This is a genomic window from Ochrobactrum vermis, assembly GCF_002975205.1.
Lineage (GTDB): Bacteria > Pseudomonadota > Alphaproteobacteria > Rhizobiales > Rhizobiaceae > Brucella > Brucella vermis.
Genome location: NZ_PCOC01000002.1, coordinates 1,921,555 through 1,940,872 on the forward strand (window position 1 = coordinate 1,921,555; position 19,318 = coordinate 1,940,872).

Consider the following 19,318-nt stretch of genomic DNA (forward strand, 5'->3'; position numbering starts at 1 on the left):
GCAGATATCCGCCATGCGTGAGACAGGTGACATCATCATCGGGATCGACGCGGGCACATCCGTGCTCAAGGCCGTCGCTTTCGACCTCAGCGGACGCCAGATCGGAACTGCGGCGGTTCGCAACAAATACGATACCGGCGATCATGGCGCCGTCACACAATCCCTCTCCCAGACATGGCAGGACTGCGCGCGCGCATTGCGCGACCTTGCCGCCAAAATGCCGGGCCTTGCCGAACGCACCGCAGCGATAGCCGTTACCGGGCAAGGCGATGGTACATGGCTTGTCGGTCGCGACAACCAGCCGGTCGGCGATGCATGGCTGTGGCTCGATGCCCGCGCTGCAACAACGGTCACACGACTTGCTGCAGGCCCCGCGAACCGTGCGCGTTTTGAAGCGACCGGCACCGGACTGAATACCTGCCAGCAGGGTTCCCAGATGGCGCATATGGATAGTATTGCGCCCGAACTCCTGGACAATGCCGAAGTCGCGCTCCACTGCAAGGACTGGCTTTACCTCAACCTGACCGGCGTCCGTGCCACTGATCCCTCCGAAGCAAGCTTCACTTTCGGCAACTTCCGCAATCGCCAGTATGACGATGTGGTCATTGATGCACTCGGCCTGACGAAACGCCGTGGATTGCTGCCGGAAATCATCGACGGCACAGAAGTGCAGCACCCGCTTTCCGCAGAGGCGGCAGCCGCCACCGGCCTGAAGGCGGGCACCCCTGTCAGCCTTGGCTATGTGGACATGGCCATGACCGCGCTAGGTGCCGGTGTGCGCGGCGGCACAGCAGGCGCCGGATGTTCAACCATTGGCTCCACAGGCGTACATATGCGCGCCAAGCCGGTTGCCGATATCCATCTGAACAAGGATGGCACCGGCTACGTCATCGCGCTGCCCGTTCCCGGCATTGTTACGCAGGTGCAGACCAATATGGGCGCGACGATCAATATCGACTGGATATTGCAGGTCGCGGCCGATCTCATATCGACACCGGAAAAGCCCATTTCTCTCGGCGACCTCATTCCGCGTCTCGATGACTGGTTCAACGCAGGCCGTCCCGGTGCGATCCTCTATCATCCATATATTTCGGAAGCCGGAGAACGCGGCCCCTTTGTCAATGCCTATGCACGGGCTGGATTCATCGGCCTTTCCAGCCGCGACCGTTTCCCCGAAATGGTGCGTTCTGTCGTTGAAGGCCTCGGCATGGCAACGCGCGACTGTTATGCAGCCATGGGTGAAATGCCCGCCGAATTGCGTATCACCGGTGGTGCAGCACGTTCAAAGGCGTTGCGCAGTACCCTTGCCGCAGCCGTGAATGCGCCAGTGCGTGTTTCCTCTCGCGAAGAAGCGGGAGCTGCGGGCGCTGCCATGATGGCCGCCGTGGCCATCGGCGCTTATCCGAACATGGATGCATGCATTGCCGAGTGGGTCGAGCCGTTGCTGGGGCCCTGCGAGGCCCCGGAAGACGCGCGCGCAAAGCATTATGAGGAACTCTTCGTTGCCTATCGGGAAGCGCGGCTGGCTCTCACGCCAGTCTGGGACAAACTGGCTTCCGACAGGGCATTTTCAGCAAAAGCGTGAAGCGGTTTTGCGTTCGGAAATGCCGTGAACAGAACACATAAAGCCGGACTTCAGGTCCGGTACATACAGACTATGGATGCGATTGCACCCGAAGGAGCATGAAATGGCTGAACCGGAAACCTGCGATCTGTTTGTGATTGGCGGCGGTATCAACGGCGCGGGCGTGGCTCGTGACGCCGCCGGACGCGGCCTCAAGGTCGTGCTGGCGGAAAAAGACGACCTTGCACAGGGAACATCGTCGCGCTCCGGCAAGCTGGTGCATGGCGGCCTGCGTTATCTCGAGTATTACGAATTTCGCCTTGTCCGCGAAGCGCTGATCGAGCGCGAGGTACTTTTAAACGCCGCGCCCCATATCATCTGGCCGATGCGTTTCGTGCTGCCACACAGCCCGCAGGACCGCCCGGCCTGGCTGGTGCGCCTCGGCCTGTTTCTCTATGACCATCTGGGTGGCCGCAAGAAGCTTCCCGGTACGCGCACACTGGATCTGCGTCGCGATCCTGAAGGCACGCCGATCCTCGACCAATACACCAGGGGTTTCGAATATTCCGACTGCTGGGTGGACGATGCCCGCCTTGTGGCGCTGAATGCGGTAGGTGCTGCCGAAAAGGGCGCGACCATTCTCACCCGCACGCCTGTCATTTCCGCCCGTCGCGAAAAAGGTGGCTGGATCGTGGAGACCAGAAACAGCGACACTGGCGAAACCCGCACGTTCCGCGCACGCTGCATCGTCAACTGTGCCGGGCCGTGGGTCACGGATGTCATTCACAATGTCGCGGGCTCGAATTCCTCGCGCAATGTGCGCCTCGTCAAGGGCAGCCACATCATCGTTCCGAAATTCTGGTCGGGCGCAAATGCCTATCTCGTCCAGAACCACGACAAGCGCGTGATCTTCATCAATCCTTATGAGGGTGACAAGGCGCTGATCGGCACCACCGACATCGCCTATGAAGGCCGGGCGGAAGATGTTGCGGCAGACGAGAAGGAAATCGACTATCTGCTGACGGCTGTGAACCGCTATTTCAAGGAAAAGCTCAGGCGCGAAGACGTGCTGCATTCCTTCTCCGGTGTGCGTCCGCTGTTTGACGACGGCAAGGGCAACCCTTCTGCCGTCACACGCGACTATGTTTTCGATCTCGATGAATCCAACGACGCGCCATTGCTCAACGTCTTTGGCGGCAAGATCACCACATTCCGTGAGCTGGCAGAGCGCGGCATGCATCGCCTCAAGCATATCTTCCCGAAGATGGGCGGCGACTGGACTCACGGCGCACCGCTTCCCGGCGGCGAAATCGCCAATGCCGACTATGAAACCTTCGCCAACACCTTACGCGATACCTATCCGTGGATGCCGCGCACGCTTGTCCATCATTACGGTCGCCTCTACGGTGCGCGCACGAAAGATGTGGTTGCGGGAGCGCAGAACCTCGAAGGTCTCGGTCGTCATTTCGGCGGCAGCTTCTATGAGGCGGAAGTTCGCTATCTGGTGGCCAAGGAATGGGCAAAGACGGCAGAAGACATTCTGTACCGCCGCACCAAGCACTATCTGCACTTGACCGAAGCCGAACGTGCCACATTCACCGCATGGTTCGACAACGCAAATATAACTGCCTGAGGAAGCCATGGCCCTGACGCTTTCGCTGAATACCAATCCGCTGGTCAACCGCTTTGCAGAGCCGGCGGATCTGATCGAAACCGTTGCACGCGACCTGCGCCTGCGCGATCTTCAGCTCACTCATGAGTTCATCAATCCAAGCTGGCCGGCTTCGGCCATTCGCCGCCTGACGCGCGACATGGACAAGGCATTAGAGCGCACCGGTGTTCGCGTCACTTCCGGCATGACCGGCCCCTATGGCCGCCTCAATCACTTCGGCCATCCGGACGCAGACGTGCGCCGTTACTATATCGACTGGTTCAAGACCTTTGCCGACATCATCGGCGATCTTGGCGGCAAGTCGGTCGGCACGCAATTTGCGATCTTCACCTACAAGGATTTTGACAATCCGGAACGCCGCGAAGAGCTGATCAAGATTGCCATCGATTGCTGGGCGGAAGTTGCCGAACATGCCAGCCGTGCCGGTCTCGACTATGTCTTCTGGGAACCAATGAGCATCGGGCGTGAATTTGGCGACACAATTGCTGAAAGCATAAAACTACAAGATCGGCTCACCGCCGCAGATATGGCAATTCCGATGTGGATGATGGCCGATATCGATCATGGCGACGTGACGTCCTCCAATCCCGACGATTTCGATCCTTATGCCTGGGCACGGGCGATCCCGAAAGTCTCGCCGATCATTCACATCAAGCAGAGCCTGATGGACAAGGGTGGGCATCGTCCTTTCACCGCCGCGTTCAATGCCAAGGGTCGCATCCAGCCGGAACCGCTTCTGAAAGCTTTTGCTGAAGGCGGCGCGGTTGATAATGAAATCTGCCTTGAACTTTCGTTCAAGGAACGCGAACCGAATGACCGCGAAGTCATTCCGCAGATTGCGGAAAGTGTGGCTTTCTGGGCCCCGCACATTGACACCGGCGCTAAGGACTTGAAGATATAGACAATTTCAGGAACCGGACCGCTTTCAATGGCAGATGCTGACGATTCACTGGCGCTTCGCGCCGCATGGCTTCATTTCGTGGCAGGTATGACCCAGTCAGCCGTTGCGAAGCGTCTCGGTCTGCCTTCCGTGAAAGCGCATCGGCTCATCGCCAAGGCTGTCGCCGATGGTGCGGTGAAGGTCAGTATCGACGGTGACATCACCGAATGTATCGATCTCGAGAACCGTCTCGCCGACATGTACGGCCTCCACTATTGCGAGGTCACGCCCGACATTGGCGAAGAGGGCCTGCCGCTGATGGCACTCGGCCATGCAGGCGCGGATTTCATGCGGCGCGAAATCGAGCATGGCGATCATGAAGTCATCGGCATCGGCCACGGCCGCACCCTCTCGGCCGCAGTCAGCTACATGCCCCGTGTCGTGGCCAACGACCTGCGTTTCGTGTCGCTGCTCGGCGGCCTGACGCGCAATTTCGCCGCCAACCCGCATGACGTGATGCACCGCATCGCCGAGAAGACCGGTATGCCCGCCTATGTGATGCCCGTCCCCTTCTTCGCCAACACGGCGGAGGACCGCGAAGTGCTGCTCGCCCAGCGTGGCGTCACCAGTGTTTTCGACATGGGATGTCGTGCGGAACTGAAGATCGTCGGCATCGGTACCGTCGATGCACAGGCGCAGCTCGTCACATCCGGCATGATAGAACTGGCCGAGGTCGAGGAGATTGCCAGCCTTGGTGGCGTCGGTGAAATGCTCGGACATTTCTTCGATGCGAATGGTCAGCGCCTTGAAACCGCACTGACGGCGCGTACCATCGCCGCTTCGGTGGAAAATGCGGATATGAGCCGAATCGTGGGCCTTGCCGGTGGCCTTTCCAAGGCGGAAGCCATTCGTGCTGTGCTGAAAAGCGGCCGTCTTTATGGCCTCATCACCGATGAACGCACGGCAAAGGCACTCGTTGAAAAGACGGATGGAAAATAACAAAATCACATTTTTGCAATGGATTGATTTGTGATTTTGTGATTTAACTTTGCGCAGAAAATGTTCCGCCAATGAGATCGGAAACAGCGTGAAGCGCGACGACAGAAGACAGGCGATCATCAACCTTCTGATCGAAAATCAGGCCGTCGATCTCGACGATCTGGCGGACCGGTTTGCCGTTTCAAAAATGACGATCCACCGCGATCTGGATTCGCTGGAACATTCCGGCGTGCTGCGCAAGGTGCGTGGCGGCGCAACGATTGATACCGGCACCCAGTTCGAAAGCGATTTCCGCTTCCGCGAGCGGCAGGACGGCGAAGCGAAGCAGAAAATGGCCCGTGCGGCCCTTGAGCTGGTCGAGCCGGGCATGACCGTGATGATCAATGACGGCTCCATGGCCGCAGTCCTCGGCGGGTTGCTTCTGGAAAAACGCCCGCTGACGGTCATCACCAACAATGCCGTGATCATCGAAGAACTGAAGGGCGAGAACGGGATCAATCTCATTGCGCTCGGCGGTGTTTTCTCGGCCAAGTTCAATGCATTTTTCGGCATTCTGACGGAAAGCGCCTTGTCGCATCTCAGCGCCGACATCGCCTTCATTTCCTCGCCCGCAGTCAATGGAAAGCTCGTCTATCACATGGATGAGAATGTGGTGCGCACAAAGCGCGCCATGACAGCATCCGCAGCCCGCACCTGTCTTCTGGTCAATCACCAGCGGTTCGGACGCCCTGCCCTGCATGTCATGGCCGATCTTTCCGATTTCGACGCGATCATAACCGACGCCTCACCCGACACGACGGTCCTCACCGATCTTGCACAGGCAGGCATTGCGCTGACCATCGCAAACGATTGAGCCTAATCTGCCGAATGCGCAGAAACGAAAAGAAAGAAATTTGAGCATGACCAAATTCTGGATCGGCACGAGCTGGAAGATGAACAAGACGCTGGCTGAAGCCCGCGTTTTCGCCGAAGCGCTGAAAACTGCCGATGCGAGCCGTTCGCCCGACATTCAGCGTTTCGTCATTCCGCCCTTCACCGCCGTGCGCGAAGTGAAGGAAATCCTGTCCGGCACTTCCGTCAAGGTCGGCGCGCAGAACATGCATTGGGCCGATCAGGGCGCATGGACAGGCGAGATTTCGCCGCTGATGCTCAAGGACTGCAATCTCGATATCGTCGAACTCGGTCACTCGGAGCGTCGCGAACATTTCGGTGAAACCAACGAAACTGTTGGCCTGAAAGTGGAAGCGGCGGTGCGTCACGGTCTGATCCCGCTCATCTGCATCGGTGAAACGCTGGAAGACCGCGAAAGCGGGCGTGCCGCAGAGGTTCTCGCGGAAGAAGTGCGCGGCGCGCTCTCCAAGCTTTCCGACGACCAGAAGAAAGCCGAAATCCTGTTTGCCTATGAACCCGTCTGGGCCATTGGCGAAAACGGCATTCCGGCATCAGCGGACTATGCCGATGCCCGTCAGGCTGAAATCATCGCCGTCGCAGAAAGCATCCTCGGTCGCCGCGTTCCCTGCCTTTACGGCGGCTCGGTCAATCCGGGCAATTGCGAAGAGCTGATCGCCTGCCCGCACATTGACGGCCTCTTCATCGGACGCTCCGCCTGGAACGTCGAAGGCTATCTCGACATTCTGGCCAAATGCGCCAACAAAATTGCATCCAAATAAGGAGTGAGATCATGAAAATTGCAGTAGCAGGCGACAGCGCCGGCGAAGGTCTGGCCAAGGTTCTTGCCGACCACCTCAAGGACCGCTTCGAGGTTTCGGAAATCTCGCGCACGGACGCTGGCGCAGACACATTCTACGCCAACCTTTCCGACCGCGTGGCTTCCGCCGTTCTGGATGGCACCTATGACCGCGCCATTCTCGTTTGCGGCACCGGCATCGGTGTATGCATTGCTGCCAACAAGGTTCCGGGCATCCGCGCCGCGCTGACGCACGACACCTATTCGGCAGAACGCGCAGCACTCTCCAACAATGCCCAGATCATCACCATGGGCGCCCGTGTCATCGGTTCGGAAGTGGCCAAGACCATTGCCGACGCCTTCCTCGCACAGACCTTTGACGAGAACGGCCGTTCGGCTGGCAATGTCGACGCCATCAACGAAGTCGACGCAAAATACAACGCACGTTGATCTTCAACGCATGAAACAAAAAAGCGGAGGGTTTCCCCTCCGCTTTTCTTTTGCCGTATCGGCAGAACTTAGCTGAACTTCGGATCCAGCGAGCCATCGCGATAGCGCTTTGCCATATCGGAAAGCGGGATCGGACGGATCGAGGCAGCATGACCGGCGGTGCCGAACTGCTCGAAGCGCTCCTTGCAGAGCTTGGTCATCGCAGCCATTGCTGGCTTCAGATATTTACGCGGATCGAACTCGCTCGGATCTTCCTGCAGGACGCGGCGGATCTGGCCGGTCAGCGCCATTCGGTTATCGGTGTCGATGTTGATCTTGCGCACGCCATGCTTGATGCCGCGCTGGATTTCCTCAACCGGAACGCCCCAGGTCGGCTTCATCTTGCCGCCATACTTGTTGATGATTTCCTGCAGCTCTTCCGGCACCGAAGACGAACCATGCATGACAAGATGCGTGTTCGGCAGCTTGCGATGGATTTCCTCGATCACATTCATGGCGAGAACGGAGCCGTCGGGCTTGCGGCTGAACTTGTAAGCGCCGTGCGATGTGCCCATGGCGATTGCCAGTGCATCGACCTTGGTTTCGCGCACGAACTTCACGGCTTCGTCCGGATCGGTGAGAAGCTGGTCGTGCGACAGCACGCCTTCTGCGCCGTGACCGTCTTCCGCATCGCCCATGCCGGTTTCGAGCGAACCCAGAACGCCCAGCTCGCCTTCCACCGAAATACCGCCCAGATGCGACATCTCGCTGACCTGACGTGTGACGGCGACGTTGTAATCCCAGTCGGCTGGCGTCTTGCCATCGGCCTTGAGCGAGCCGTCCATCATGACGGAGGTGAAGCCTGCCTGGATGGCAGTCATGCAAGTGGCGGCCTCATTGCCATGGTCGAGATGCACGCAGACCGGAATATGCGGATAGATTTCCGTCACCGCATCCATCATGTGACGGAGCATGATGTCGTTTGCGTAGGAACGCGCGCCGCGCGAAGCCTGCAGGATCACCGGCGCATCGGCCGCGTCCGCCGCTTCCATGATGGCAAGCGCCTGTTCCATGTTGTTGATGTTGAATGCGGGAACGCCGTAACCTTTTTCAGCGGCGTGATCGAGCAATTGCCGCAGCGTAATGCGCGCCATTTCTAGCCTCCTAGAGCGCATCCCGAAAAGTGTGAAACGGTTTTCGGAACAAGATGCGCGTAAAAACAAATGGATGGAGCATTTCCAATGCTCCAGACGATGTCAGATCAGGTTATTTCGCGAAGTATTCGCCGAGGATATCCACCTCTTCGGCCACGCCGAACACCAGCGCACTGCGCTCGTGATAGGTTTGCGGGACGATATCGAGAATGGATCTCGAACCGTCGGTCGCCTTGCCACCCGCCGCACGGGCGAGGAAAGCAATCGGATTGGCTTCGTAGACGAGCCGCAAGCGGCCCTTTTCGTAGCCGGGGCGGCTGTCATTCACATAGAAGAACAAACCGCCGCGCTGCATGATGCGGTGCATGTCGCCCACCGCAGCACCGAGCCAGCGCATGTTGAAGTTACGCCCGCGCGGGCCATCCTTTCCAAGGAAGGCATCGTTGACATAGGCCTGCATGCCCGCAGACAGGTGCCGCTGGACGGATGCGTTGAACGCCAGATCGGACGTGTGCTCAGGCAGCGTCACATTGCGGCGTGTGATGTGGAAAATTCCGCTTGCCGGATCAAACGTTGCGAAGATGACACCGTCACCGACCGAAAAGCCGAGATCGACCGAATTGCCATATGAAACATAACCGGCGGCAATCTGGCGATTGCCGGGCTGCAGAAAGGGTTCAGCCACATCTGCCGGGAAAACCGAGAAGATCGTACCGAGCGGTGCGCCAAGGCCGACATTGCCCGAGCCGTCGAGCGGATCGATGGCAATCGCAACGAGCCCGTCGCTTTTGCCTGCGACCGGAAGATCGGCTTCTTCCGAAAGAATGGAAGCAGCACCTGCCGCAATCAGCAGTTCGACGAACAGATCGTGCGAACCGACATCGATGCACTTCTGCTGGTCCTGATCGCTGTTGACGCCAACCAGCTTGCCCGGATCGCCGGGAAGCGAGCCGCGTGCAATGCGACCGGCAAGCCGTGTCGCGCCAGCCAGAATGGCCTTGATCGTATCGGCGGTCGCAAGACGCAGCGCGTCCGTTCCGGCCCAGTTGTCGAGATAGGCGCCAACCGCTTCGGCTTCAACGCGATCGCTATCGCCCACAAGAACCAGCGGAGAAAAATTGCCAGCCATCGTCATTCGCCCTGCTCCAGCAAGAATTTGGCACGAGCGATAATCGCCTCGGCGGTGATGCCGAATTTTTCATAGAGCACCTCGGCAGGTGCCGAAGCGCCGAAGCCATCCATGCCGATGACATCGTCTTCGCTGTCGACATAGCGTGTCCAGCCGAACTTGCCTGCAGCCTCGACGGCAATGCGCGGCGCATCACCCAGAACGCCCTTGCGGTATTCCTTGCTCTGCTTTTCGAACAGATCCCAGCTCGGCATGGAAACAACCGCTGTTGCGATGCCTTCTTCAGCAAGCTTTTCGGCAGCCTTCACCGCGAGCGAGACTTCCGTGCCCGTTGCAAGCAATGTGATCTGGCGTTCGCCTTGTGCTTCACGCAGCACATAGGCACCACGCGCGGACAGGTTCTCGCCATTGTCGGCGCGCAGCTGCGGCACATTCTGGCGTGAAAGGGCCAGCACCGAAGGTGTATGCGGATCGGAAACCGCCACAGCCCAGCATTCCAGCGTTTCAATCGTGTCTGCCGGGCGGAAGACGTGAAGGTTCGGCATGGCGCGCAAGCTCGCCAGATGTTCGACCGGCTGGTGCGTCGGGCCGTCTTCGCCAAGACCGATGGAGTCGTGCGTCAGCACGTGAATGACGCGCACGCCCATCAGCGCCGAAACGCGAATGGCGTTACGGGCGTAATCGGAGAACACCATGAAGGTGCCGCCATAAGGGATGAAACCGCCATGGACAGCGAGACCGTTCATGGCCGCGCCCATTGCAAATTCACGAACACCGTAGCTGATATAGCGACCGCTCTTTTCCGGCGTGAAATCGCTGTCGACAGCCGGAACGCGTGTGAGGTTCGAATGGGTAAGGTCGGCCGAGCCGCCGATCATTTCCGGCAGGGCAGCCGTCAGGCTTTCAAGCGCGATCTGGCTTGCCTTGCGGGTCGCAACATTCTGCGGCTTGTCGAACAGACGCTGCTTTGCATCGGCAACGGTTTTCTGGAAACCTTCCGGCAAAATACCGGCAATGCGACGGTCAAATTCGGCGCGGTCGCCTGCAGGCAGCGCATCGACGCGATTCTGCCAGGCTTCACGCTCCGAGGCGCCGCGTGCACCGGCTTCACGCCAGGCATTGAGCAAAGGAGCGGGAACTTCGAAAGCTTCTGCCGTCCAGCCGAGCGCTGCCTTGGTGGCGGCATTTTCGGCGGCACCCAGCGGCGCGCCGTGCACACCGCTCGTACCGGCGCGGTTTGGCGAACCATAACCAATGACGGTCTTAAGTGCGATCAGCGTCGGACGGTCGGATTGTGCCCTGGCGCGCGTCAGAGCAGCGTCGATGGCGTCGTGGTCGTGACCGTCGACCTTTTCGACATTCCAGCCGCAAGCCTTGAACTTGGCCGGAATATCGTCGGTGAAGGCGATTTCCGTGCTGCCGTCGATGGTGATGCCGTTGTCATCGTAAAGCAGGATCAGCTTGCCGAGGCGGAGATGACCGGCAAGCGAGACTGCTTCCTGTCCAACGCCTTCCATCAGGCAACCATCGCCACAGAAAACATAGGTGCGGTGATCGACGATATCCTTGCCGAACTGGTCGGCAAGCGCGCGTTCGGCAATTGCCATGCCAACCGAGCTGGCGAGACCCTGACCGAGCGGCCCGGTGGTCAGCTCGACGCCTTCCGTATGACCATATTCCGGATGACCGGCGGTCTTCGAACCCCACTGGCGGAAGTTCTTCAACTCGTCGATGGACACGTCCTCGTAGCCCGCCAGATAGAGCGCGCTGTAAAGCAGCATCGAGCCATGGCCGTTGGAGAGCACGAAACGGTCACGGTCCGCCCAGTTCGGCGTCGACGCATCGAATTTCAGGTGCTTCGAGAACAGAACGGCTGCGGCGTCAGCCATACCGAGCGGCATTCCCGGATGGCCGGAATTGGCGGCATCGACGGCATCAATCGAGAGAGCGCGAATGCAATTGGCGAGTTGCAGCATATCTGATACGGGCGGGGCGAAATTCATCGGCGGCAACCTCCTTGCCAAAGCAAAGCCTTAAGCATGTCGCGGAAACTGAGAACGGCTTTCCGACGCCGACATGCATGAAAACAACAAAGCCGGAGCGCATTTGCATAAAGGCAATTGGGTGCGAAGCGCTCGCGCTGCCCGAGATTTTGCGGTCTTTTCGGGACCAGCGCCCCAGGCACCAATTGCGGTAACACCGTTTCAAAAGCATAACAATACGGCCATAACATTATAACGATTTAAATGTGATCTTGAGTGTGATTTTTCTTTCCACACCCTTGTTTTTGGCCGTTTAGAGGGGGCGAATCACAGCTTCAGCGCCGCGACTCACCTCCCAGAACGCAAAAAAGCAGTTCGTGGATGACCGCGAACTGCTCTCCAGATTTTGTATTGAGATCCGCTGAGGTTACGCGCCAGCCATGCGCTGGCGCCGCTCACGCAAAAGCATCGGACCGTATTCGAGAACATAAAGCCCGAACGCCCCCATCCAGAGCAAGGCCGATGCGGCGAGAATGGTATGGAAGAAATTCGGCATGACTTCCGCAAGCGGCCGGATCAGTGCGGCGGCGACCAAGCACAGATAGGCAATCTGCGTAACGGGCGATGCCGTCAGCTCGCGCCCGGTATGGCCCCGTGTCGCCCGCGTCATGACCGCCAGCATCATGCAGCCTATCCCGCCCACGGTCACTATATGCAAGGCGGAGTAAGGATTGAGGCGATCAATGGCCGAGAGGCCTATAGCTATGAAACCGAGCGGAATGAATGCGTAGGCGACATGCAGGATAAGCAGCAGCCTTTCCCGCGCCACCGACCAACCCCGCCAGCGATAAAGCCGCACGATATGGAACAGGGCGGCAATCCACGCCAGAACCGCTGTTATCGTCTGATCGGGAGCGGCAATCCAGCCGATGCATGCAGCCACCCCGACGAGAATGCAGAAGCCGTCAAAACGGTTGAACGATACCGGAAAGCGCGTCCGCCCCATCTTGTTGAGCCAGTTGCGGGTGAAACTCGGCACAATGCGCCCGCCGATCACCATGACCAGCAGGACATAGGCACTGACACCGATGCGGTTGGCCAATGCAACGTCGCCATCGGTCAGGATCAGATAGTGAAAGACGAGATTGGCAATCATGACCGTTGCCACGCCAACCAGCACCTTCAGGTTCTTCCATTGGCGTCCGGCAATGATTTCCCGCCCGCAGATGAAAAGCAGCGAGGGCAGGAACAGGCTTTCGACCGCGACGGCGAACCGCACGTCGACAAGATCAGGCTCCAGAAACACAAGCCTGCCCGCAATCCACACGCCGAAGAGGATCGCAAGCGGCGTCCCGGACACCGGCAGGCCGCCGGTCCAGTTCGGAATGGCTGTCAGCAGGAAACCTGCCAGAACAGCGGAGGAGAAACCGAACACCATTTCATGAGCGTGCCAGTTCAGCCCGCCATAGGAGCCGCCGAGCGGCATTCCGAGCGTCAGCGATAATATCCAGAAAAGCATGGCCAGAACGGCCCATATGGCTCCGCCCAGAAAAAATGGGCGGAAGCCATAGCTGAGGAGGACGGGACCAGTCATTTTCAGTCCGCGCGGCATACCTTTTTGATCGGATGGCATCGCAGCAGGTACTGCCTGCAGGCTTGGCTGTCTGGTCATGATGTCCTCGTCATGTAGCCGGTTCAAGTTCGGCTCATTGACAGTTTTCTGTCACTCTTACTTGGCGCTGGCGATAACCTTTTCCAGCCGCTCCTGAACGACTTTCGGCTTCTTGGTCGAAACGATCTGGTCGAGATTGGCCGGGCTGTCGCCCACTGCAATCAGCGCGATCATGCCCATGGCATAATGCGGCGTGCACTTTACCAGATATGCGCCGGGCTGGGTAACCGTCAGCACATAATTCTCATTGATCTTGCTTTTGAACTTTTCGGCACCCTCGGGGATCATGTCCTTGATGGACTCGACATTGTGTCCCTTGTCGACCGGTATGAAGGTGATCGTGTCACCCGGATTGGCCTTGATATAGGCGGGCTCGAAAACCATGGCGCCCTCGGCGCCCTTGTTGAGCATATGAACTTCGATATTTTCAGCCAGAGCGGGGGCCGCCAGCATGGCAAGGATGCCTACCGCAGCAAATTTGATCGCAAGGTTACGCATTTTTGTCCTGATCTCCATCGATTGGTGCATCTGCCGCTTCGGCCTCGATGCGCCGCGTAACCGGATTTAGACCCGTCCCCGATGAACCTCTTTGATTTGGATCAAAGAGGTAAAGTTATTCCTGATAATGACGGTCAGATTTCGATCCGAATAAAATTGATTGATTTTCTCCACCTGGCTAACGCACCATTCGGTGTGCATGGACAGAAGGAACGGCCCGTTTTCCGCCAGCCCTTTTGCCGCAGTTTCAGACCCGCCGGCCCGGCATGACAATTCTGCATGCATCTTGTATGCAGTCAGTGAACTACACCTTCGTACCCATACGGCCCTGCACTGCTAAGGAATGACAGAATGAGCGACACCATTTCGATTTCGACGGAAGAACTTGCCAGGCTCGTGCGAGAAATCCTGAGCAAGGCGGGGTTCAGCGCCGACCATGCCGCGGCCATCGCCAAGACGATAGTGGCGGGCGAACGCGACGGCTGCAAATCGCATGGTGTGTACCGCATCGAAGGCTGCCTTCGCACACTGAAGAGCGGCAAGGTTGTCGCCGATGCCGAACCGGTCGTCACGACCGACGATAGCGCCATTGTCCGCGTCGATGCCAAGGGCGGCTTTGCCAATCTGGCCTTCGAGCGCGGCGCGCCTGCCCTCGTTGACAAGGCCCGCAAGCTCGGTGTTGCAGTCCTTGCGATCAATGATTGCACCCATTTCGCAGCCTTGTGGCCTGAAGTCGAAGCACTCGCCGAACAGGGACTTGCGGCAATTGCCATGTGCCCGAGCTACGCCACCGTGGCCCCGGCAGGCGGAACGAAGCCGCTTCTCGGCACCAATCCTTTCGCCTTCGGCTGGCCGCGGCCGGGCGACTATCCTTATGTATTCGACTTTGCGACCAGCGTTGCCGCGCGCGGCGAGCTGGAGCTTTATCGTCGGGCCGGAAAGCAGCTGCCGGAAGGCTGGGCGGTCGACGCTGACGGCAACCCGACGACCGATCCGGAAGCCGCACTTGCAGGCGCGATGCTGCCCTTCGGCGGGCACAAGGGATCGGCGATTTCCACGATGATCGAACTTTTGGCCGGTGTAATGATCGGCGATTTCACCAGCCCCGAAGCGCTCGACTTCCTCGGCACGACGACGCTTGCACCGCGCCACGGCGAACTCATCATCGCCTTCGATCCCACCCGCATGGCCGGAGGCCGCGGCAATCCTGTGGAACGCGGCGAAATCCTGATCGAAGCGATTGCCGGACAGGGCGCGCGCCTGCCGTCGCAGCGCCGCTTTGCCGCCCGTCGCGATTCACTGGCCAAGGGCATCGCGCTCACCGCTGCCGAAATCACGCTGCTGGAAAAACTGAAGGAAAAGGGTCTGGACGCTGTGTCCTGACCAGACAGCGACACCCACACCGACAAAAAAGGCGCCGGAATTCGGCGCCTTTTTCTTTTATATACAGTGATTTCAGGCTGCGTATTTCGCGGCGACGCCGCCCTGCTTGTTCCAGTCGGCATACCAGGTCTGGAACAGCTTCAACTGGGTTTCGCAATAGCCACGCTGGCTATCGGACAGCTTGTCCGTCTCGTTGAAATGCAGCACGTATTCCGGATTGCCGGTCAGCACCATCATGTGCTTGTAGAAAAGAACGAGGTCCGGGCCTTCATCGAAGGACGACAGCACGTCCAGTGCGGCTTCCAGTTCCAGCGCCAGCTTGCGCGCTTCGCCATCGCCACGGGCTGCGGCCTTCGACAGCGCTACCAGATGCTGCACTTCCTTCGGCAGCACATTGCCGATGCCGGTGATAGCGCCGGTCGCGCCGCAATTGACGAAACCATGGAAAACGCCGGTATCGACACCGACCATCAAAGTTACACCGTCATCGGCGCTTGTGATGTTTTCAGCGGCGTAGCGCATGGCTTCCGCACCGCCGAACTCCTTGAAGCCAATGAGGTTCGGATGTTCTGCACGCAGTGCGAAGAACAGGTCGGCGCGGGTAGCAAAGCCATAATACGGGCTATTGTAGATAACGGCAGGCAGATCGGGAGCCGCAGCAAGGATTGCCTTGAAATGGGCCTTCTGCGCCGAGATCGACGAACCGCGCGAGAGAACGCGCGGGATGACCATCAGGCCCTTCGCGCCGACTTTTTGCGCGTGAGCGGCATGAGCGGCGGCAATGGCGGTATTAACGGCACCGGTGCCAACGACGACGGGCACACCAGCCTTGGCAAGCGCTTCGACGCCAGCCATGCGGTCAGCATCCGAAAGGAGCGGCCAGTCGCCCATGGAACCGCAATAGACGACCGCAGACATGCCCTTCGCGATCAGTTCCTTGCCTTTGCGGACCAGCGCATCGAAATCCGGCGTGCGGTCGGGCTTGCAGGGGGTCATGAGGGCCGGAATGCAACCGGAGAAAATGTTAGAGGTCATAGCGTTTTTCCTTGAGCGCTTTTCACACAACCTGGATCTACAATCGGTCTGTCGAGCGTTGTATGAAAACAAATATACACTTTGTATTTTTCTTGTCGACCTAAATTTTATTTCGGGTTAGGATTGCTTGACGGGTTGGGCTGAAACTGGTGTCTAGAGCGCATCCTGGAAAGTGTGAAACGGTTTTCGGAACAGGATACGCCTTAAAACAAACAGTTAAAGTGCAGTTGTTCCGCACCAAACGCACCTTAGCGGCTACCCGGAGCGTCAATTTCCGACAGAGGACAAACAAGACATGGACAAAGACGACGCAAACCGAAAGAAGGGTTCAGGCGTCAAGCTGGTTTACGACGTGCTCCGCGACGAGATCATCGATCTTTCGCTCGCGCCGGGCAGCCCCATCGATGAAAACCAGCTGGCGGAACGCTTTTCCATGTCGCGCACGCCTATACGCGAAGCTTTGGTGCGGCTTGCAAGCGACGGGTTTGTGACCACGCTCCCCAATCGCTCGACCGTTGTGTCCAATATCGACTTTCTGAGCTTGCCCGCGTTTTTCGACGCGGTGACACTGATGTACCGCGTGACGACGCGGCTTGCCGCCCGTAACCGGACCGACAAGGATCTCGAAAACATCCGCGCTCATCAGGAAGCTTTCGCCCGCGCAGTCCGTTCACAGAATGCGTTGGAAATGATCGCGACAAACCGCGATTTTCATGCAGCCATTGCGGAAGCCGGTCGCAATCCCTTCTACACCACTTTCTTTTCGAGGCTACTCGATGAAGGGCGCAGGCTGTTGCGTCTATATTATCAGTCCTTCGCTGATCGCCTGCCGGAGCGCTACGTCACCGAGCACGAAGACATGATCCGCGCCATCGAAGAACGGGATGTGGACACCGCCGATCTTCTTGGCAAGGCGCATGGCGACCAGATCGTCTATCAGATCCGCAAGCTGATCGCGGAAGACCGTCGCGATCAGCTGGATTTATAGGCCGCAGCGTCGCGACAAACCGTCAAACCGCTTCTCGCAGCAAACGGGGTTCCGTCACACGGTCGAACCATCCAAGCGTTGCCTTGCTGTCGGGCGCCAGAAGGATGCCGCAGTCACCGGCAAAGTCGTTCCATCCCTCGACATAGGTTTCCCGCACCACGGTCAGCACCGGAATCCGGCGCGCATAGGCCGTCTCGATAAGAGCGCGGAAACCGTGTCCTTCCGTCTCGCCCTTGCCGAAGCGGTTGAGGATCAGAACATCGGCGCCGTCATCGAGTTCCCCCAGAAGCGAGCCTGCCACATCGGCAAGTGCCGCCGGATCGAGACGGCACCCCTTCGACCCCGAGCCAAGCGACTGCGAGATTATCTGCGTCACGCCAGTGCCGATATGCTCGATCTCGATATCGCGACAGCATTCATCCGTGTTTGTTTCACGATGTTGGAGAAAGCCCGCCACGCGCAAGCCCGCCTGCCTGGCCCGGTGCGCCACACCAGCCAGAAGCTGGTCCACCGGCACATCCTTCGCGGCCCGGATGGCCGCAAGCGTCGGCACGCCGCTCATCCCTCGGCCCCCTCGTTTGAAAGCAGATCGATACCGGTGATATCGGCATCTGCCGCGAGGATCGCGATATATTGCGACACCGCCTTGGACCAGGTGGAGGCTTCCAGCCAGCCCGCAATCCTGTCGGCAACATAGTCGAACGGAAGCTCCTCCCCTTCGATACGACGATCAAGACGCACGATGTGAAAGCCGAAGCGGCTTTCAATAGGCGCTGGCGTTGTTTCGCCGGGCGTGAGGCGCTCCAGCGCCCGTTCGAATTCGGGCACTGTGCTGCCGCGTGTAAGCTGGCCCAGATTGCCGCCTTGCGCGCCCGAAGGACACGACGAATATTCATGGGCGACCGAAGCGAAGGTGGCAGGCTCGGCAATCACCGACGTAGCCAGAAAGGACGCGGTCGCGCGGGCCTTTTCACGCTCCTGCTGATTGGCAGGATCGGCCGCGATCAGGATGTGGCTTGCCTCCAGAATGGGTGCACTGGTGAAACGATGGCGGTTGTTTTCATAAAACCGCTGGGCTTCCTCACGCGTTGCCGAAGGCACCTCGACCTCCCGTTCAATCACCATGCGCACAAGGGCATCTTCATCGGTCTCGCTGCGCCCTTCCGCGTCTTTCTCGCTTTCGGGTACGATGCCGGTTTCCCTTGCGCGCTGCAGAAGAAGTTCACGCACTGCAAGCGCCCGGGCAGCGGCAAGCAGCGCCGCGCCGGGATTTTCCGACGGATGGTTTTGCGCCTCCGTCAGAATGTCGGTTTCGTTGATCGCCACGCCATTGACGGACACGGCATCGAAAACCGGACGCGGCTTTGGCGGCACCCGCGTATCCGGCTCCTTATAGGTCGTGTAACCCGTATCATGGGTGTGGGCATGGGCGTGAGCGCCATGATGTTGTTCAGACGGCTCTGCGGGCGGCTGTTCGGACGGCTGTTTCCGGTCAAAAAGTGTCACCATGATCTTTACTCCGCAGGAATGCGCATATGCGAGGACTGAGCGGTATGGTTGCGCTCACGCACGACCTGATAGCCCGGACGCCAGACATAACGCACCGGCGCGCTCAGCATATGGACAAGACGTGTGAACGGGAACAGCAGGAAGATGGTCAGCCCCAGGAAGATATGCATCTTGAAGATGAACGACGCATTCGTGATGTAGCTCGATGCCGCCGGATTGAAGGTGAAGATACCTTGCGCCCAGTTCATGAATGTCACCATTTCACCGCCGTCTATATGCTGCAGCGAGATCGGAATGGTGGCGAGGCCCAGCAGAAGCTGCAACCACAAGAGAATGATGATCAGCGTATCGGTCGGCCGCGACGATGCGCGAACGCGCGGATCGAACACCCGGCGATGCACCAGCATGCTGGCACCGACAATCGCCATCACACCGGCAATGCCGCCCGCCACTACAGCGAGAATCTGCTTCGCCTCATGACTGACGCCCAGCATGTCGAAGATCCAGATCGGCGTCAGCAGGCCGACCAAATGGCCGGCGAAGATGAACAGCACGCCAAGATGAAACAGAACCGAACCCCACATGAGCTGCTTGCGCCGCAAAAGCTGACTTGAGCCCGAACGCCACGTATAAGGCTCGCGGTCGTAGCGGAAGATCGAACCCAGCGCGAGCACGCTCAACGCGATATAGGGATAGATGCCGAAAAGAAACGTATGGAGATAAGCCATTTTCCGTCT

The 19,318-nt window shown here is 58.8% G+C and carries 18 protein-coding genes; 9 read left to right on the plus strand and 9 right to left on the minus strand.

Annotated features, from left to right (window positions below; all coding sequences use genetic code 11):
* The first annotated feature begins 13 nt into the window (after positions 1-13).
* The 7 genes from CQZ93_RS23195 (at position 14) to derI (ending at position 7,252) form a co-directional block, all read left to right on the plus strand.
* Complete coding sequence (locus CQZ93_RS23195; protein ID WP_105544872.1) at positions 14-1,585, plus strand: FGGY-family carbohydrate kinase; 1,572 nt, start codon at positions 14-16, stop codon at positions 1,583-1,585.
* A 103-nt stretch (positions 1,586-1,688) separates the two neighbouring features.
* The gene (locus tag CQZ93_RS23200) at positions 1,689-3,197 is read left to right on the plus strand and encodes a glycerol-3-phosphate dehydrogenase (RefSeq protein ID WP_105544873.1); all 1,509 of its coding nucleotides are present in this window, start codon (positions 1,689-1,691) and stop codon (positions 3,195-3,197) included.
* A gap of 7 nt (positions 3,198-3,204) precedes the next feature.
* Entirely contained in the window at positions 3,205-4,137 is a 933-nt protein-coding gene (locus CQZ93_RS23205; RefSeq protein WP_105544874.1) for a TIM barrel protein, read from the plus strand.
* Between the two features lie 27 nt (positions 4,138-4,164).
* Complete coding sequence (locus CQZ93_RS23210; RefSeq protein ID WP_105544875.1) at positions 4,165-5,115, plus strand: sugar-binding transcriptional regulator; 951 nt, start codon at positions 4,165-4,167, stop codon at positions 5,113-5,115.
* An 88-nt stretch (positions 5,116-5,203) separates the two neighbouring features.
* On the plus strand, positions 5,204-5,968 hold the full coding sequence (locus CQZ93_RS23215; protein ID WP_105544876.1) for a DeoR/GlpR family DNA-binding transcription regulator: 765 nt from the start codon (positions 5,204-5,206) through the stop codon (positions 5,966-5,968).
* A gap of 46 nt (positions 5,969-6,014) precedes the next feature.
* Positions 6,015-6,785: a triose-phosphate isomerase gene (locus CQZ93_RS23220; RefSeq protein WP_105544877.1), complete on the plus strand. Its 771-nt coding sequence runs from the start codon at positions 6,015-6,017 to the stop codon at positions 6,783-6,785.
* An 11-nt stretch (positions 6,786-6,796) separates the two neighbouring features.
* Positions 6,797-7,252 carry a D-erythrulose-4-phosphate isomerase gene (gene derI / locus CQZ93_RS23225; protein ID WP_105544878.1) on the plus strand — a complete coding sequence of 152 codons (456 nt, stop codon included), beginning with the start codon at positions 6,797-6,799 and terminating at the stop codon, positions 7,250-7,252.
* Between the two features lie 68 nt (positions 7,253-7,320).
* Here derI and fba read toward each other — a convergent pair whose 3' ends face one another.
* The 5 genes from fba to CQZ93_RS23250 form a co-directional block, all read right to left on the minus strand.
* Positions 7,321-8,385: a class II fructose-bisphosphate aldolase gene (gene fba / locus CQZ93_RS23230; RefSeq protein WP_105544879.1), complete on the minus strand. Its 1,065-nt coding sequence runs from the start codon at positions 8,383-8,385 to the stop codon at positions 7,321-7,323.
* Between the two features lie 112 nt (positions 8,386-8,497).
* Positions 8,498-9,520 (minus strand): class 1 fructose-bisphosphatase, encoded by a 1,023-nt coding sequence (locus tag CQZ93_RS23235; RefSeq protein ID WP_105544880.1) that lies wholly within the window; start codon positions 9,518-9,520, stop codon positions 8,498-8,500.
* Complete coding sequence (gene tkt / locus CQZ93_RS23240) at positions 9,517-11,517, minus strand: transketolase (RefSeq protein WP_105544881.1); 2,001 nt, start codon at positions 11,515-11,517, stop codon at positions 9,517-9,519. Before tkt ends, CQZ93_RS23235 begins: the two co-directional genes overlap by 4 nt.
* 406 nt (positions 11,518-11,923) lie before the next feature.
* Complete coding sequence (locus CQZ93_RS23245) at positions 11,924-13,168, minus strand: NnrS family protein (protein ID WP_105544882.1); 1,245 nt, start codon at positions 13,166-13,168, stop codon at positions 11,924-11,926.
* Between the two features lie 57 nt (positions 13,169-13,225).
* Positions 13,226-13,666: a pseudoazurin gene (locus CQZ93_RS23250; RefSeq protein WP_105544883.1), complete on the minus strand. Its 441-nt coding sequence runs from the start codon at positions 13,664-13,666 to the stop codon at positions 13,226-13,228.
* Between the two features lie 351 nt (positions 13,667-14,017).
* Here CQZ93_RS23250 and CQZ93_RS23255 point away from each other — a divergent pair, with 351 nt between their 5' ends.
* Complete coding sequence (locus CQZ93_RS23255; RefSeq protein ID WP_105544884.1) at positions 14,018-15,049, plus strand: Ldh family oxidoreductase; 1,032 nt, start codon at positions 14,018-14,020, stop codon at positions 15,047-15,049.
* Between the two features lie 72 nt (positions 15,050-15,121).
* On the opposite strand, the gene CQZ93_RS23260 is transcribed toward CQZ93_RS23255, so the two are convergent.
* Positions 15,122-16,084, minus strand: a complete 963-nt coding sequence (locus CQZ93_RS23260) for a dihydrodipicolinate synthase family protein (protein ID WP_105544885.1) — start codon at positions 16,082-16,084, stop codon at positions 15,122-15,124.
* Positions 16,085-16,379: 295 nt separating this feature from the next.
* Here CQZ93_RS23260 and CQZ93_RS23265 point away from each other — a divergent pair, with 295 nt between their 5' ends.
* Complete coding sequence (locus tag CQZ93_RS23265; RefSeq protein WP_105544886.1) at positions 16,380-17,072, plus strand: GntR family transcriptional regulator; 693 nt, start codon at positions 16,380-16,382, stop codon at positions 17,070-17,072.
* 22 nt (positions 17,073-17,094) lie between these two features.
* On the opposite strand, the gene CQZ93_RS23270 is transcribed toward CQZ93_RS23265, so the two are convergent.
* Genes CQZ93_RS23270 through narI form a run of 3 tightly spaced genes read right to left on the minus strand, consistent with a single transcriptional unit; the run spans position 17,095 to position 19,309 of the window.
* Entirely contained in the window at positions 17,095-17,634 is a 540-nt protein-coding gene (locus tag CQZ93_RS23270) for a DUF2478 domain-containing protein (RefSeq protein WP_105544887.1), read from the minus strand.
* Positions 17,631-18,581 carry a peptidylprolyl isomerase gene (locus CQZ93_RS23275; RefSeq protein ID WP_105544888.1) on the minus strand — a complete coding sequence of 317 codons (951 nt, stop codon included), beginning with the start codon at positions 18,579-18,581 and terminating at the stop codon, positions 17,631-17,633. Before CQZ93_RS23275 ends, CQZ93_RS23270 begins: the two co-directional genes overlap by 4 nt.
* A gap of 5 nt (positions 18,582-18,586) precedes the next feature.
* Positions 18,587-19,309 (minus strand): respiratory nitrate reductase subunit gamma, encoded by a 723-nt coding sequence (gene narI, locus CQZ93_RS23280; RefSeq protein WP_105544889.1) that lies wholly within the window; start codon positions 19,307-19,309, stop codon positions 18,587-18,589.
* Positions 19,310-19,318 lie beyond the last annotated feature (9 nt).

Excerpts from the sequence above, each read along its gene's own strand:
- CQZ93_RS23195 (WP_105544872.1), top strand. The coding sequence starts at position 14 with ATGCGTGAGACAGGTGACATCATCATCGGGATCGACGCGGGCACATCC.
- CQZ93_RS23200 (WP_105544873.1), top strand. The coding sequence starts at position 1,689 with ATGGCTGAACCGGAAACCTGCGATCTGTTTGTGATTGGCGGCGGTATC.
- CQZ93_RS23205 (WP_105544874.1), top strand. The coding sequence starts at position 3,205 with ATGGCCCTGACGCTTTCGCTGAATACCAATCCGCTGGTCAACCGCTTT.
- CQZ93_RS23210 (WP_105544875.1), top strand. The coding sequence starts at position 4,165 with ATGGCAGATGCTGACGATTCACTGGCGCTTCGCGCCGCATGGCTTCAT.
- CQZ93_RS23220 (WP_105544877.1), top strand. The coding sequence starts at position 6,015 with ATGACCAAATTCTGGATCGGCACGAGCTGGAAGATGAACAAGACGCTG.
- derI (WP_105544878.1), top strand. The coding sequence starts at position 6,797 with ATGAAAATTGCAGTAGCAGGCGACAGCGCCGGCGAAGGTCTGGCCAAG.
- fba (WP_105544879.1), bottom strand. The coding sequence starts at position 8,385 with ATGGCGCGCATTACGCTGCGGCAATTGCTCGATCACGCCGCTGAAAAA.
- CQZ93_RS23235 (WP_105544880.1), bottom strand. The coding sequence starts at position 9,520 with ATGACGATGGCTGGCAATTTTTCTCCGCTGGTTCTTGTGGGCGATAGC.
- tkt (WP_105544881.1), bottom strand. The coding sequence starts at position 11,517 with ATGAATTTCGCCCCGCCCGTATCAGATATGCTGCAACTCGCCAATTGC.
- CQZ93_RS23245 (WP_105544882.1), bottom strand. The coding sequence starts at position 13,168 with ATGACCAGACAGCCAAGCCTGCAGGCAGTACCTGCTGCGATGCCATCC.
- CQZ93_RS23250 (WP_105544883.1), bottom strand. The coding sequence starts at position 13,666 with ATGCGTAACCTTGCGATCAAATTTGCTGCGGTAGGCATCCTTGCCATG.
- CQZ93_RS23255 (WP_105544884.1), top strand. The coding sequence starts at position 14,018 with ATGAGCGACACCATTTCGATTTCGACGGAAGAACTTGCCAGGCTCGTG.
- CQZ93_RS23260 (WP_105544885.1), bottom strand. The coding sequence starts at position 16,084 with ATGACCTCTAACATTTTCTCCGGTTGCATTCCGGCCCTCATGACCCCC.
- CQZ93_RS23265 (WP_105544886.1), top strand. The coding sequence starts at position 16,380 with ATGGACAAAGACGACGCAAACCGAAAGAAGGGTTCAGGCGTCAAGCTG.
- CQZ93_RS23270 (WP_105544887.1), bottom strand. The coding sequence starts at position 17,634 with ATGAGCGGCGTGCCGACGCTTGCGGCCATCCGGGCCGCGAAGGATGTG.
- CQZ93_RS23275 (WP_105544888.1), bottom strand. The coding sequence starts at position 18,581 with ATGGTGACACTTTTTGACCGGAAACAGCCGTCCGAACAGCCGCCCGCA.
- narI (WP_105544889.1), bottom strand. The coding sequence starts at position 19,309 with ATGGCTTATCTCCATACGTTTCTTTTCGGCATCTATCCCTATATCGCG.